The following is a 14,685-nucleotide window of genomic DNA, read 5'->3' as shown; positions in this document are numbered from 1 at the left end:
GCGAACGCCCTGATCGACGCGGCGTGGCGGCCTGGAAGACCGCCACGTCGGGCATCACTTCAGGCTGCCGGAAAGGAACTGCTGGAGACGTTCGGACTGCGGATTGGCCAGCACCTCTTTCGGGCAGCCGCGCTCTTCCACCAGCCCCTTGTGAAGGAACACCAGCTGGTTGGAGACCTCGCGGGCGAACCCCATCTCGTGGGTCACCACCACCATGGTGCGCCCCTCCACGGCCAGGTCCTTCATCACCTTGAGCACCTCACCCACCAGCTCCGGATCGAGGGCCGAGGTGGGCTCGTCGAACAGCATCACTTCCGGTTCCATGGCCAGGGCACGGGCGATGGCGACGCGCTGCTGCTCCCCCCCGGACATGTGCGCCGGGTAGGCATCCTTGCGATGGGCCACGCCGACCTTGGCCAGGTAATGCTCGGCCTTTTCGATGGCTTCCTTCTTCGGTACGCCCAGCACATGCACGGGCGCCTCGATGACGTTCTCCAGGGCGCTCATGTGGGACCAGAGGTTGAAGTGCTGGAACACCATGGCCAGGCGCGAGCGCATGCGCTGCAACTGCCGGGGATCGGCCGCCTTCAGGCCGCCGTCCTTGTTCGCCACCAGCTTGAGCTCCTCGCCATTGAGCAGGATCTTGCCGCCGTGGGGCTGCTCCAGCATGTTGATGCAGCGCAGGAAGGTGCTCTTGCCCGAGCCGCTCGAGCCGATGATGCTGATGACGTCGCCGGCCTTGGCGGCCAGGGACACGCCCTTGAGCACCTCGTGGCTGCCATAGCGCTTGTGCAGGTCCTGAACTTCGAGTTTGTACATGGTTTCGCTCTCGTTTGGCTCAGTCGCTCAGCAGGCGACCCTGACGAATGGGTTCACGGCCGGCCACCTTGGCCAGCCACAGTCCAGGTTGCGCGAAGCGCAGGCGCTCACGCACATACAGCACGCCGGAAGTGGAGGCGTGGACGACGCTATGGCGATCCTCGAGCGGATCAATGACTTCGAACAGCGGATCACCCACCTCGACGTGCGCACCAACCGGCTGGAGGAAACTGACCACCCCCGCGTGGGGCGGGTAGGCGTATTGGGCACCGGCGAAAGGGGTCGCCTCGCAACCGAGGGCGGGAGCCGGCGGCCAATCGCCATCGATCAGGCCACGACGGGCGAGAAAGGCGAGGACGCTTTCGGCGCTGGCCTCGGCGCGCTCGCGCTCGGTATCCGGCATTCCGCCCAGCTCCACCGTCGCCGCCTGGCACGCCAGCGGCACGGCGGCTTCGGGAAACCGCCTGGACAGTCGTAGCCAGGCCATCGAACAGGCCTCGTCGAACGAGCTGCCGCCGGTATCCTCGGCCACCAGGACGGCCCCCGCGCCCAGGCGCGCGGCCAGATCCATGAAGGTCTCCGCCTGCTGCGGAATCATGTACAGGTGCACGACCGCATCGAAGTCGCAATGCAGATCGAGTACCAGGTCCGCATCACAGGCATGTCGAAGCAACAGCCGCTGCAGGCCCTGCAGTTCGGAACCCGCGGGAGGCAGCTCATCCAGCGCGGCGAGCATCGCGTTGCGGATCGTCCGCACGTTGGCGTCGCCATCTCCCCCCAACCGCCCTGCCACGGCAGGCTCGACCAGTTGCGCCAGGTCGGCGAAGTCACGGTTGAAGTTCTTGCCACTGCCCAGTTCGAAGCGCCCCTGGCTGGTGGCCTGGAACATCTGGCCGAGGCCGATGGGGTTGGCCACCGGCACCAGCTCGATACGGCCGGTCAGGCGCCCCTGCCCTTCCAGCTCGGCCAGACGACGCTTGAGTTCGACGGCGACGCGCATGCCCGGCAGCTCGTCGGCGTGCAGAGATGCCTGGATATAAGCCTTGCGCTCGCCCGCCCCGAAGCGAAAGACGCTCAACTGGCGACGGGTGCCCGGGGCGGACCAGGGCAGGTCGTGATCGATTCGTTCCATGGCGTCAGGCCTTGCGCGGGGCCAGGTAGGCCAGCCAGCGACGTTCGGCGGCCTTGAACAGGCGCACCAGGATGAAGGTCAGGCACAGGTAGAACGCGCCGGCGGTGATGAACGCCTCGAACGGCAGGTAATACTGCGAGTTCACGGTGCGCGCCGCGCCGGTGATGTCCACCAGGGTGACGATGGAGGCCAGGCTGGTGGTGTGCAGCATCATGATGACTTCGTTGCTGTACTGCGGCAGCGCGCGGCGCAGCGCCGAGGGCAGCAGGATGCGGCGATAGAGCTTGGCCCGTGACATGCCCATCGCCTTGGCCGCCTCGATCTCGCCGTGAGGCGTCGCCTTGATGCTGCCCGCGAGGATTTCCGCGGTGTAGGCGCTGGTGTTGATGGCGAACGCCAGGCAGGCGCAGAAGGTGGCATTGGACAGGTAGGGCCAGAAGGCGCTCTCGCGCACGGCCTCGAACTGGGCCAGCCCGTAGTAGATCAGGAACAGCTGCACCAGCATCGGGGTGCCACGGATGACGTAGGTGTAGAGCCAGGCCGGGAAGTTCACCCAGGGCTGCTTGGACACCCGCATCAGCGCCAGCGGCACCGCCGCCGTCAGGCCCAGGGCCAGGGAAATGAGCAGGAGCTTGAGGGTGACCAGCACGCCGCTGAAGTAGAGGGGCAGGTTCTCCCAGATCACGTTGTAGTCGAAGATCATAGTTCAGCCGCCTTGATGCCCGCCGAGTAACGACGCTCCAGGTAACGCAGCGCCAGCAGGGAGACGCTGGTCAGCACCAGGTAGAGCGCGGCGACCGCGAGATAGAAGGTGAAGGGTTCACGGGTGGCATCCGCTGCGCTCTTGGCCTTGAACATCATGTCCTGCAGGCCCACCACCGAAATCAGCGCGGTGGCCTTGGTCAGCACCAGCCAGTTGTTGGTGAAACCGGGAATCGCCAGGCGGATCATCTGCGGCACCAGGATGCGGAAGAACACCTTGGTGTGGCTCATGCCATAGGCCAGGCCCGCCTCGCCCTGCCCCTTCGGGATCGCCATGAAGGCGCCACGGAAGGTCTCGGACAGGTAGGCGCCGAAGATGAAGCCCAGGGTGAAGACGCCCGACCAGAAGGGGTCGAGGTCGATGTAGTCCTCGTAGCCCACCATCGGCGCGACGACGTTCACCAGTTGCTGGCCGCCGTAGAAGATCAGCAGGATCAGCACCAGGTCGGGAATGCCGCGGATCACCGTGGCGTAGGCCTCGCCGAGCAGCGACACCCACTTGATGGGCGAAAGCCGGAAGGCAGCCCCCAGGAGACCCAGGAACACCGCCAGGGAGATCGACGAAAGGGCCAGCAGCAGGGTGAGCCAGGCACCCTCGAGAATGGTCGAGCCGTAGCCGTTGAGCATGGTTCAGATCCTCATGCAGCGCGCCGGAATGCACCGGACGGCACCGCCACAACGAAAAAGTGGCACAAACCGCAGATTTGAGTTTGTGCCACTTTCGGAGAAAAGCGATTACTCGCCGTAGACGTCGAAGGCGAAGTACTTGTCCTGTACGGCCTTGTACTTGCCATTGGCACGGATGGCGGCGATGGCGGCGTTGATCTTCTCGGCCAGGGCCTTGTCACCCTTGCGCACGGCGATGCCGGCGCCTTCGCCGAAGTATTTCTTCTCGGTGAAGGCCGGACCCACCAGCGCGAAGCCCTTGCCGGCGTCGGTCTTGAGGAAGCCGTCGTCGATGTTCACCACGTCCGCCAGTGTGGCGTCCAGGCGACCGGCCGCCATGTCCAGGAAGATCTCGTTCTGGGAGCTGTAGCGCACCACTTCCACGCCGGCCGGTGCGAACACCTCGGTCGCGTAGCGATCGTAGATGGAGGCACGCTGCACGCCGACTTTCTTGCCCTTGAGGTCGGTCAGCGGGTCATTGATCACGCTGCCTTCCTTCATCGCGAGGCGCGCCGGCGTGTGGTAGTACTTGCCGGTGAAATCCACGGACTTCAGGCGCTCCTCGGTGATGGTCATGGACGACAGCACCGCGTCGAACTTGCGCACCTTCAGGGCCGGAATCAGCCCATCGAACTCCTGCTCGATCCACTTGCACTCCACTTTCATCTCTTCGCACAGGGCGTTGCCGATGTCGTAGTCGAAGCCGGTGATCTTGCCGTCGGGGGTCTTGAAGGCGAAGGGCGGGTAGGCCGCTTCGATACCGATGCGCAGGGGCTTGGCATCATCGGCGATGGCGACCAGGGGGGACAGCAGGGACAGCGCCATGGCGCCGAGGAGAGCGATCTTTTTCATGTTCTGACTCCTTCAAAGGGGAATGGCTTCTGTCGGCAGCGTGAGATTTTGCCCAGACGGTCCACGAATTTTAGAAAGAGTCGTCGTCTTTGCCGGCTGGCGGCCGTAGGCAAAAGGCTCCGACTGGGTGTGCGGCATTCTAGCCACAGCCCTTAAGTCGATATTTCTTCAATGCGACAACAAATTACAGAAGCGTCGGAGAGGGGGCGAAAGAGGATTGACAGGCACAGGGAAAAGTGCCGGGAGAATCAATTATCAAACCTTAAACAACAGCAATTACCGCGCCATAAAAGCCAGAGCCCAGCTATTGCGCGACCTGCCCGACTCCGCCTTGTTGCGAAGGCTGTCGAAATCGCACCAGGAGCGACCAGAACGTTCCCAATGGAACCAGATCGGTGCGCACCGTAACCCGGTGTGTTACGGGATGCGGGGCGCGCGCTGAAAAACCGATAGGGAATCGGCAATTGGCGAGCGCCTACCGCCGAAGGGTTCCAGAAAATGCAAAACCCCGCCCCGGCTTGTGGCCGGGGCGGGGTTTGCGGCGGGAGCCGGTCAGGCAGCCCGCATGGTGCGATGGGTATCGATAAGGTGCTGCACCACTCCGGGATCAGCCAGGGTGGAGATGTCGCCGAGTGCGTCGTACTCGGCGACCGCGATCTTGCGCAGGATGCGGCGCATGATCTTGCCCGAGCGGGTCTTCGGAAGGCCCGGAGCCCACTGGATCACGTCCGGGGTGGCGATCGGACCGATCTCCTTGCGCACCCAGGCTTTCAGCTCCTGACGCAGTTGCTCGGAGGACTCCTCGCCCGCATTCAGGGTGACGTAGACATAGATGCCCTGGCCCTTGATGTCGTGGGGCACGCCAACCACCGCGGCCTCGGCGACTTTCGGGTGGGCGACCATGGCGCTCTCGATCTCGGCGGTGCCCATGCGGTGGCCGGAGACGTTCAGGACGTCGTCCACGCGACCGGTGATCCAGTAGTAGCCGTCCTCGTCGCGGCGGGCGCCGTCACCGGTGAAGTACATGCCCTTGAAGGTCTTGAAGTAGGTGTCGACGAAGCGGTCGTGGTCGCCGTACAGGGTACGGGCCTGACCCGGCCAGGAGTCGATGATCACCAGGTTGCCTTCGGCCGGGCCGTCGATCAGGTTGCCCAGGTTATCCACAAGCGCCGGCTGCACGCCGAAGAACGGCCGCGCCGCGGAGCCCGGCTTGAGGGCGTGGGCGCCCGGCAGCGGGGTCATCAGGCAGGCGCCGGTCTCGGTCTGCCACCAGGTGTCGACGATAGGGCAGCGCGACTGGCCGACGTTCTCGTAGTACCAGTGCCAGGCCTCCGGGTTGATCGGCTCGCCCACCGAGCCCAGCAGGCGCAGGCTGGAGCCGTCGGCGCCTTCGACCGCGGCCTTGCCCTCGGCCATCATCGCGCGGATGGCGGTGGGGGCGGTGTAGAGGATGTTGACCTTGTGCTTGTCGACGATCTTGGCGACGCGGGTCACGTCCGGATAGTTCGGCACGCCCTCGAACATCAGGGTGGTGGCGCCATTGGCCAGCGGGCCGTAGACCAGGTAGGTATGACCGGTGACCCAGCCGATGTCGGCAGTGCACCAGAAGACCTCGCCCGGGCGGTAGTCGAACACCCGCTCGTGGGTCAGGGAGGCGTAGACCAGGTAGCCGCCGGTGGTGTGCAGGACGCCCTTGGGCTTACCGGTGGAGCCGGAGGTGTAGAGGATGAACAGCGGATCCTCGGCGCCCATTTCCTTCGGCAGGCAGGTGGAGCCGGCCACCTTCATCAGGTCCTCGAACCAGATGTCGCGGTGCGGGTTCCACTTGATGTCGGAGCCGGTGCGCTTGCAGACGATGATCTTCTGCACGCTGCTGGTTTCAGGGTTGGTCAGGGCGTCGTCGACGTTGGACTTCAGTGGTACCTTCTTGCCACCGCGCAGGCCTTCGTCGGCGGTGATCACCACCTTGGACTTGCAGTCGATGATGCGGCCGGCCAGGGCCTCGGGCGAGAAGCCACCGAACACCACGGAGTGGATGGCGCCGATGCGGGTACAGGCCAGCATGGCCACCACGGCTTCCGGGATCATCGGCATGTAGATGGTCACCACGTCGCCCCGGTGCACGTCCTGGCCACGCAGCGCGTTGGCGAACTTGCAGACCTGCTCGTGCAGCTCGCGGTAGGTGATGGTGCGGCTCTGGGACGGGTCGTCGCCTTCCCAGATGATGGCCGGCTGGTCGCCACGGGTTTCCAGGTGGCGATCCAGGCAGTTGGCGGAAACGTTGAGGGTACCGTCGGCAAACCACTTGATGTCGACGTGGTGATCGTCGAAGGAGGTCTGCTTCACCTTGGTGAAGGGCTTGATCCAGTCCAGGCGCCTGGCCTGTTCACGCCAGAAGCCATCGGGGTTGATGACGGATTGCTGGTACAGGGCTTTGTAGGTCGCTTCGTCGGTGAGGGACGCGGCGGCCACTTCAGGGCGGACCGGATACAGAGAAGCAGCACTCATGGGGTCTTACCTCGGTGGGTAGTTGTTTTTGTATGGCGCCTTTTGTATCCCCCACCCTTTCGTAGGGCCATTCGACCATGGTCTTACCAAACACGGACTATGGTCGAAGCGCCCGGGCATGCGGGCGCCGTGCTGCCATTCAGGCAAAAAAAAACCGGCCCATGTCGGGGACATGGGCCGGTGAAGCACTATCGGGTCGTAGGTGAGAGCCCGGGAATTCCCGGATGACGGCACACGGACGACCAGCCGCGCGCCGCACAGAACTCAGATGTGCGCGTCCTGGTATTCCTTCTCGGCTTCGTCGAAGCGCTTGAGCATGGCGGCGGACGGGCCATTGCCGACGCGGCTGAAGATCAGGATGCCCAGGGTGCAGAGGATGAAGCCGGGAACGATCTCGTAGAGGCCGGTCCAGCCGAAGAAGTTCTTCCACAGCACCACGGTGACGGCACCGAGGACCATGCCGGCCAGGGCACCGTTACGGGTCATGCCCTTCCACAGCAGGGACAGGATCACGACCGGGCCGAAGGCGGCACCGAAGCCGGCCCAGGCGTAGGACACCAGGCCCAGCACCTTGCTGTCCGGGTTGGAGGCGATGGCGATGGCGATGACGGCCACCAGCAGCACCATGGCGCGGCCGACCCACACCAACTCGACCTGGCTGGCGTTCTTGCGGAAGAAGGCCTTGTAGAAGTCTTCGGTCAGGGCGCTGGAGCACACCAGCAACTGGCAGCTCAGGGTGGACATCACGGCCGCCAGGATGGCGGACAGCAGCACACCGGCGACCCAGGGGTTGAAGAGGATCTTGGCCAGTTCGATGAACACGCGCTCGGGGTTCTCACCCACGGCGCCGGCCTGCTCCGGATGGGCGGAGAAGTAGGCGATGCCGAAGAAGCCCACGGCCACGGCGCCGCCCAGGCAGAAGATCATCCAGGCCATGGAGATGCGACGGGCGTTGGGGATGGACTTGACGGAGTCGGCGGCCATGAAGCGGGCCAGGATGTGCGGCTGGCCGAAGTAGCCCAGGCCCCAGGCCAGGAGGGAGATCACACCGATGAAAGTGGCGCCCTTGAGCATGTCGAAGTTGGTGGCGTCCTTCATTTCGATGGCCATGAAGGTCGGATCCACGCCGCCGGTGGCGATCATCACGATGATGGGGGTGAGGATCAGGGCGAAGATCATCAGGCTGGCCTGGACGGTATCGGTCCAGCTCACCGCCAGGAAGCCACCGACGAAGGTGTAGCAGATGGTGGCGGCGGCCCCGGCCCAGAGGGCGGTCTCGTAGGAGATGCCAAAGGTGCTCTCGAACAGGCGGGCACCGGCGACGATGCCGGAAGCGCAGTAGATGGTGAAGAACACCAGGATCACCACGGCGGAGAAGATGCGCAGGATGCGGCTGTTGTCTTCGAAGCGGTTGGTGAAGTAGTCCGGCAGGGTCAGGGCGTTGCCGTTGTGCTCCGTCTGCACGCGCAGGCGGCCGGCGACGAACAGCCAGTTGAGGTAGGCACCGACGATGAGACCAATGGCGATCCAGCTTTCGGAGAGACCGGAGAGGTAGACGGCACCCGGCAGGCCCATGAGCAGCCAGCCGCTCATGTCGGAGGCGCCGGCGGACAGCGCGGTCACGAAGCTGCCGAGGCTACGGCCACCCAGGATGTAGTCGGAAAGGTTGTTGGTGGAGCGATAGGCATAGAAGCCGATCAGCACCATGGCCGCGATGTAGACCACGAAGGTGATCAGTGTCGGGTTACTCACACTCATGGGGGTCTCCCCTGCTCGTTTGTTCTTATTCGGGCGCGGCGGGTTGTCCGCGCCCGTGGTTGCTGATTGGCGACCGCTTTTGACGATCGCCGGTTGGCTTCTCGACCGCAGGGACCAAGGGGCCACTGCGCTTCCGGTCGAGCTGGAGACGAGGCAATCCGGCCCCGCCAGTCCACGACGACCGCCACCGGGGTGGCGACCCTCGCGGGAATTAGTGGAAGTCCTGGACCGCCTCTTGACTGAAAGCGCCGCCGGCCATGGACAGCGCGAGGGGGAACCGCATTCCGGGAGTGGTTGCGCCCGGCAGGACGGGGGCGGGTTCGGCCCCGGTGCGCCATACCGTGAGCGACGGGTCGCTCGACAAGACGTGATTCGCAACCGTCATCACGCCCTCCTCATTCATGAACGCTTCTTTTGGGTCTAGTACAACCGGACCAGCCTGCAAGCATGGGACCGGTAAACGGGAGAGCGGAATGTAGAGAGGTGGCACCCTGACTTTCTTGCAGGATCCTCCGATTTCCTTTCGACATCCTCCGATCCAGGGAACTTTCCGCCAAAAGGTGCAACCGGCCATCCCTCAGGATAGCCGGCGCATTCCGTCAGAAGGCGACACGAACCCCAAGGGTAAGGTTGCGCCCAGGCAGTAGAACCTCGTCCTTGATGAAGGAGCTGTGGTTGCGCCCTTCCGCATCCAGCAGGTTGCTCCCCTTCAGGTAGAGCTGGTAGTCGGCCTGCTGCAGTCGGCCGGAGTAAGTCAGGGACGCCCCGAGCATGTTGTAGCCAGAGGTTTCGGTCTCATGGTCCGCCACCTCGTCCTGGCGCTGCACGCGGTAGAACTCCAGTTGCCCGGCCAGGGCGGGGGTCAGGCGCTGGTCGAGGCGCACGCCGAGGCGATCGGCGGGGATACGCGGCAGGTCGCCACCGCCACTGCGCAACCGGCCGCGCACATGGTCGCCAAAGAGGGTGACGTCGGTGTCGTCGGTGAACCGGTAGCCCAGCTCACCCTCGGCGCCGGTCAGCACGGCATCCTGCTGGCGGTACTGGATCTCCCGCATGCCACCGCCAATGTCCCGGCCGGTATCCGCCGCATAGATGAAGTCGTCGATCTGGTTGCGGTAGAGGCTCAGGCTGAAGTGGGTACGGCCGGCGAACTTGCGCAGGGTCAGGTCGATGTTGTGGGAGGTCTCCTCGTCGAGGTTCGGATCGCCCAGCTCCACCGTGCGGGTGGCCGCATGGGGACCGTTGGCGTAGAGCTCCTCGGCGGTAGGCAGGCGCTGGGAGCGGGACAGGGAGAAGCCCAGGGAGTATTCCGGGGCGAAGGTCCAGACCGCGCCGGCGGACACCGAGGTGCCACTGTGCTGTGCGCCTTTCTGCCCCTTGGCATCGATGTCCTGCCATTCATGGCGCAAGCCGAGCTCGTAGCGCCAGTCGCCGGTCTCGTACTCCTCCAGCAGGAACAGGCCGTGGTTGTGGGTCAGGCTGGGGGGCACATACGCCTCCTCGCCCAGGGCCTGGAAGTCGCGCCGCTGGGTCTGGCCACCCAGCACGCCCCGCCAGCCGAGGAGGGGCTTGTGGGTCAGTTCCAGGCGTCCGTCATAGGCCTTGTTCTTGAAGGTGGTGGAGGTCTCCCCGCCTTCTATCTCCTGGTGCTGGTAGTCGCTGTAGCCAGCGCGCAGGCGGGCCATCTCGAAGCCGGGCAGCGGATCGCTGTACTCGCCACGCAGGTCCCAGCGCTTCTGCTTCATGTCGATGTAGGGCACGCCGCCGTGGGCATGGTCGTGATCATGCTCGTCGTGATCGTCATGGTCCTCTTCATGATCGCCGTGGTCCTCATGGTGATCGTGGGAGCCGCAGTGCCAGTCACGTGGACCATGGGTGTGGCAGTCGGTGTGCTCGTGGGCCAGCAGGCCGTATCGGTTGTTCTGTTCGGTGTAGGCCAGTCCCAGGTAACCGCGATCACCGATCCAGCTGCCGCCGAGGGTGGCGCTGTCGGTGTCGTTGTAGGAGCCGGTCTGCTTCGAGTCACGCGGATCGCCCTCCGCGCCCGGTATCTCGTAGGCATTGGCCTGGCGCTTGAGACCCTCGATGCGCCAGGCGAAGGGCCCGGTGCCGAGGGTCAGTCCGGCGGCGCCGAGCCCTTCGTCCGCCACGGTGTTGCCCCGCAGTTCCAGTTCGCCCTCATAGCCCTTCTCCGGCAGGCGGGTAGGGATTTTCTTGTCGATCACATTGACCACGCCGCCGATGGCGCCGCCTCCATACAGCAGGGTCGCCGGCCCCTTGAGCACTTCGATGCGCTCCACCAGCAGCGGCTCGAGGGTGACGGCATGGTCGGGACTGATGGTGGAGGCGTCGAGGGTGTCCACGCCGTCGCTCAGGACCCTGACGCGGGCGCCATCCAGGCCCCGGATCACCGGCCGGCTGGCCCCCGCACCGAAGCTGCTGGAGTGCACGCCCGGCAAGCCGTCCAGGGTCTCGCCGAGGGTCGCCTCCCGGCGCAGCATCAGCTCCTCACCTTCCAGGACCTCCGCCGGTGTCGTCATCTCGCGGGGCGCTGTTTCCAGGGCGCTGGCGCGCACCAGGTTGGGCTCCAGCTCGAGGGTTTTCCCGGACTGGGCGGCGAACGCAGCCGTTCCGGGCACCAGGGCGATCGCCAGGGCAAGCGGGTGGTGAATCGGTTTCATTGAAGACCTCGAATTGTCGTCAGCGCGCGGCCTTGCGCGCTCGATGGGCAGATGGGTATCCACGGACAAGCCGTTTCGGGGCGTGAATGTACAGCGTTATAACGTAACAATTAAGACCCATCGAAACGACACGGCGATCCGGTCCGGAGCTCGACCGGGACGTCGCAGAGCGGGTCAGTCGCTGTCGCGAAGGCGCTTGGGGGTGAGGCCGAGGTAGCGGCGCATGGCCGTGGTGAGGGCGCTCTGACTGGAGAAGCCGCATTCCTCGGCGATGCGTACCAGCGGACGGTCACTGTCGCGAAGAAGGCGCGAGGCGCTGTCCAACCGGGTCTTGAGCAGGTACTGGTGAGGCGTCAGGCCCAGGGCGTCCTTGAACTGGGCATGGAAATGGCTGGGGCTGAGGCAGGCCACCTGGGCCAGTTCCGCGACACTGATGCGACGGGCAAGGTTGTCGCGAATGAAGACATCCAGTCGCTCCAGGTCGAGGGCCGTGCCCCGACGCGGCTTCGCGTCCCCGAACAACCGGAGATACAGCGCCCGCAGCAGGATGCCGCCCAGGGAGCGGGCCAGCATCGGGTCATTGCCATAGCGCGCCAGTTCGGCACCGGCGTAGTTCAGGAGGTTCTGGAAGTCCGCATCCAGATCGGGGTAGCGCGGGGTCTCGAACAGGCGCTCGAGCATTTCCAGGTCATCGGCCGGGGTGCCCTCCCCGTCCAGGTCGAGGATCAGCATGCGGTTGTCGCCCTTGCCGGCGAACCCATGGCCGGCATCCCCGGGCACCAGGCAGGCGCGCATGCGACAGACTTCGCCGCCTCGTCCATCCACCTCGAATTCGGCACGACCAGCCAGGGACATCACCAGTTGGTGATGGTCATGGGCGTGGTGGTGGGCCTTGTCGTCCAGGCGCAGGAGGCGGGCTTCGATCATGGGAGGCGAGAGGTGATCAAATTTTGCGCATTCTAACGACCCCATCCGAAATTTCCCAGCGCCAGCGAGCTGCGTGCCTCTCTCTTCCATGGTTGAAATGCACCCTTCACCGCCCCATCTAGGCTTGGTGAGCCAACTGCCAGGTACTGCCATGAGCGATCAGGACATCAACGCCGACATCGTCGAAGAAGCCACCTCCAGCCAGCGGACCGGTCTGGTACTGCCCGGCCAGACGCTGCCTGACAAGGTCTACATCATTCCCATCCACAACCGCCCGTTCTTCCCGGCCCAGGTGCTGCCGGTGATCGTCAACGAGGAGCCCTGGGCGGAAACCCTGGAGCTGGTGGGCAAGACCGACCACCACTGCCTGGCGGTGTTCTTCATGGAGAACCCGCCGGAAGACCCGCGCCATTTCGACCCCAGCACCCTGCCGGAACACGGCACCCTGGTGCGGGTGCACCATGCCAGCCGAGAAGGCGGCAAGCTGCAGTTCGTCGCCCAGGGCCTGTCGCGGGTGCGTATCCGCGGCTGGCTGAAGCGCCATCGCCCGCCCTACCTGGTGGAAGTGGACTATCCGCAGAGCCCGGCGGACCCGCGGGACGAGGTGAAGGCCTACGGCATGGCGCTGATCAACGCCATCAAGGAGCTGCTGCCGCTCAATCCGCTGTACAGCGAGGAGCTGAAGAACTACCTGAACCGCTTCAACCCGAACGATCCGTCGCCCCTCACGGACTTCGCCGCCGCGCTGACCACCGCGCCGCCCCGTGAGCTGCAGGAAGTGCTGGACACCGTGCCCATTCTCAAGCGCATGGAGAAGGTGCTGCCGCTGCTGCGCAAGGAAGTGGAGGTGGCACGGCTGCAGAGCGAGCTGTCCGCCGAGGTGAACCGCAAGATCGGCCAGCACCAGCGGGAGTTCTTCCTCAAGGAACAACTGAAGATCATCCAGCAGGAGCTCGGCATCACCAAGGACGACCGGAGCGCGGACGCCGACGAGTTCCGCGCCCGCCTGGAAGGCAAGACGCTGTCCGATCAGGCGCGGAAACGGATCGACGAGGAATTGAACAAGCTGTCGATCCTGGAGACCGGCTCACCCGAATACGCCGTGACCCGCAACTACCTGGACTGGGCGACCTCGGTCCCCTGGGGCCTCTACGGCAAGGACAAGCTGGACCTGAAACATGCGCGCAAGGTGCTCGACCAGCACCACGCCGGCCTGGACGACGTCAAGAACCGCATCCTCGAATTCCTCGCCGTAGGCGCGTTCAGGGGCGAGATTTCCGGCTCCATCGTATTGCTGGTGGGCCCGCCCGGCGTGGGCAAGACCAGCATCGGCAAGTCCATCGCCGAATCCCTCGGTCGACCCTTCTATCGCTTCAGCGTCGGCGGCATGCGCGACGAGGCCGAGATCAAGGGTCATCGCCGCACCTACATCGGCGCGCTGCCCGGCAAGCTGGTGCAGGCGCTGAAGGAAGTCGAGGTGATGAACCCGGTGATCATGCTGGACGAAATCGACAAGCTCGGCGCCAGCTACCAGGGCGACCCGGCGTCCGCCCTGCTGGAGACCCTGGACCCGGAACAGAACGTCGAATTCCTCGACCATTACCTGGACCTGCGTCTGGACCTGTCCAAGGTGCTCTTCATCTGCACCGCCAACACCCTCGATTCGATTCCGGGGCCCTTGCTGGACCGCATGGAAACCATCCGCCTCTCCGGCTACATCACCGAAGAGAAGCACGCCATCGCCAAGCGCCACCTCTGGCCACGCCTGCTGGAACGCACCGGCGTGCCGAAGCGGCGCCTGTCCATCACCGATGGCGCCCTGACCTCCGTGATCGAGGGCTACGCCCGTGAGGCCGGGGTTCGCCAGCTGGAGAAGCAGCTGGGCAAGATCGTGCGCAAGTCGGTGGTGCAGTTGCTCGACGACCCCGATGCGAAGATCAAGGTGGGCCAGAAGGACCTGGAGCAGTACCTGGGGCTTGCGCCCTTCCGCAAGGAGCAGGTGCTGGCGGGCACCGGCGTCATCACCGGACTGGCCTGGACCAGCCTGGGCGGCGCCACACTCCCCATCGAGGCGACCCGCATTCACACCCTGAACCGGGGCTTCAAGCTCACCGGCCAGTTGGGCGACGTGATGAAGGAGTCGGCCGAGATCGCCTACAGCTATATCAGCTCCCATCTGAAGCAGTTCGGCGGCGATCCCGGCTTTTTCGACCAGGCCTTCGTCCACCTCCACGTGCCGGAAGGGGCCACGCCCAAGGACGGGCCCAGTGCCGGCATCACCATGGCCAGCGCCCTGCTTTCCCTGGCCCGTGACCAGGCCCCGAAGAAGGGCGTGGCCATGACCGGCGAACTGACCCTCACCGGCCAGGTCCTGGCCATCGGCGGGGTGCGCGAGAAGGTGATCGCCGCGCGCCGGCAGAAGATCCACGAACTGATCCTGCCGGACGCCAACCAGGGCGCCTACGAGGAATTGCCGGATTACCTGAAGGAGGGCATGACGGTGCATTTCGCACGTCGCTTCAGCGATGTGGCCAAGGTGCTGTTCGACTGATCCCGACGAGGACGGCGCGGATGCCGTCC

10 protein-coding genes are annotated in these 14,685 nt (G+C 64.9%); 1 reads left to right on the top strand and 9 read right to left on the bottom strand.

Features of this window, described 5'->3' with window-relative positions; all coding sequences use genetic code 11:
• Positions 1-54: 54 nt before the first annotated feature.
• The 9 genes from aotP to KF707C_RS06850 form a co-directional block, all read right to left on the bottom strand.
• Positions 55-819, bottom strand: a complete 765-nt coding sequence (gene aotP, locus KF707C_RS06895; protein WP_003455201.1) for an arginine/ornithine transport ATP-binding protein AotP — start codon at positions 817-819, stop codon at positions 55-57.
• 19 nt (positions 820-838) lie between these two features.
• Positions 839-1,951 carry a succinylglutamate desuccinylase/aspartoacylase family protein gene (locus KF707C_RS06890; protein WP_003455202.1) on the bottom strand — a complete coding sequence of 371 codons (1,113 nt, stop codon included), beginning with the start codon at positions 1,949-1,951 and terminating at the stop codon, positions 839-841.
• A 4-nt stretch (positions 1,952-1,955) separates the two neighbouring features.
• The gene (locus tag KF707C_RS06885) at positions 1,956-2,654 is read right to left on the bottom strand and encodes an ABC transporter permease (RefSeq protein ID WP_003455203.1); all 699 of its coding nucleotides are present in this window, start codon (positions 2,652-2,654) and stop codon (positions 1,956-1,958) included.
• On the bottom strand, positions 2,651-3,340 hold the full coding sequence (locus tag KF707C_RS06880) for an ABC transporter permease (protein ID WP_003455204.1): 690 nt from the start codon (positions 3,338-3,340) through the stop codon (positions 2,651-2,653). Before KF707C_RS06880 ends, KF707C_RS06885 begins: the two co-directional genes overlap by 4 nt.
• 108 nt (positions 3,341-3,448) lie before the next feature.
• On the bottom strand, positions 3,449-4,231 hold the full coding sequence (locus KF707C_RS06875) for an ABC transporter substrate-binding protein (protein WP_003455205.1): 783 nt from the start codon (positions 4,229-4,231) through the stop codon (positions 3,449-3,451).
• A 552-nt stretch (positions 4,232-4,783) separates the two neighbouring features.
• On the bottom strand, positions 4,784-6,739 hold the full coding sequence (gene acs / locus KF707C_RS06870; protein WP_003455206.1) for an acetate--CoA ligase: 1,956 nt from the start codon (positions 6,737-6,739) through the stop codon (positions 4,784-4,786).
• A 264-nt stretch (positions 6,740-7,003) separates the two neighbouring features.
• Positions 7,004-8,497: a sodium/proline symporter PutP gene (putP, locus tag KF707C_RS06865; protein WP_003455208.1), complete on the bottom strand. Its 1,494-nt coding sequence runs from the start codon at positions 8,495-8,497 to the stop codon at positions 7,004-7,006.
• A gap of 599 nt (positions 8,498-9,096) precedes the next feature.
• Positions 9,097-11,178: a TonB-dependent receptor gene (locus KF707C_RS06855; RefSeq protein WP_003455209.1), complete on the bottom strand. Its 2,082-nt coding sequence runs from the start codon at positions 11,176-11,178 to the stop codon at positions 9,097-9,099.
• Positions 11,179-11,352: 174 nt separating this feature from the next.
• Entirely contained in the window at positions 11,353-12,105 is a 753-nt protein-coding gene (locus KF707C_RS06850) for an AraC family transcriptional regulator (RefSeq protein ID WP_003455210.1), read from the bottom strand.
• A 151-nt stretch (positions 12,106-12,256) separates the two neighbouring features.
• On the opposite strand from KF707C_RS06850, the gene lon reads away from it, so the two are divergent.
• A complete protein-coding gene (gene lon, locus KF707C_RS06845; protein WP_003455211.1) occupies positions 12,257-14,656 on the top strand; it encodes an endopeptidase La in 2,400 nt (799 codons plus the stop codon).
• The last annotated feature ends 29 nt before the right edge of the window (positions 14,657-14,685 follow it).

This window comes from Pseudomonas furukawaii (assembly GCF_002355475.1).
GTDB lineage: Bacteria > Pseudomonadota > Gammaproteobacteria > Pseudomonadales > Pseudomonadaceae > Metapseudomonas > Metapseudomonas furukawaii.
The sequence above is the reverse complement of the archived record's forward strand: the minus strand, read 5'-3'. Positions and strand labels throughout refer to the sequence as shown.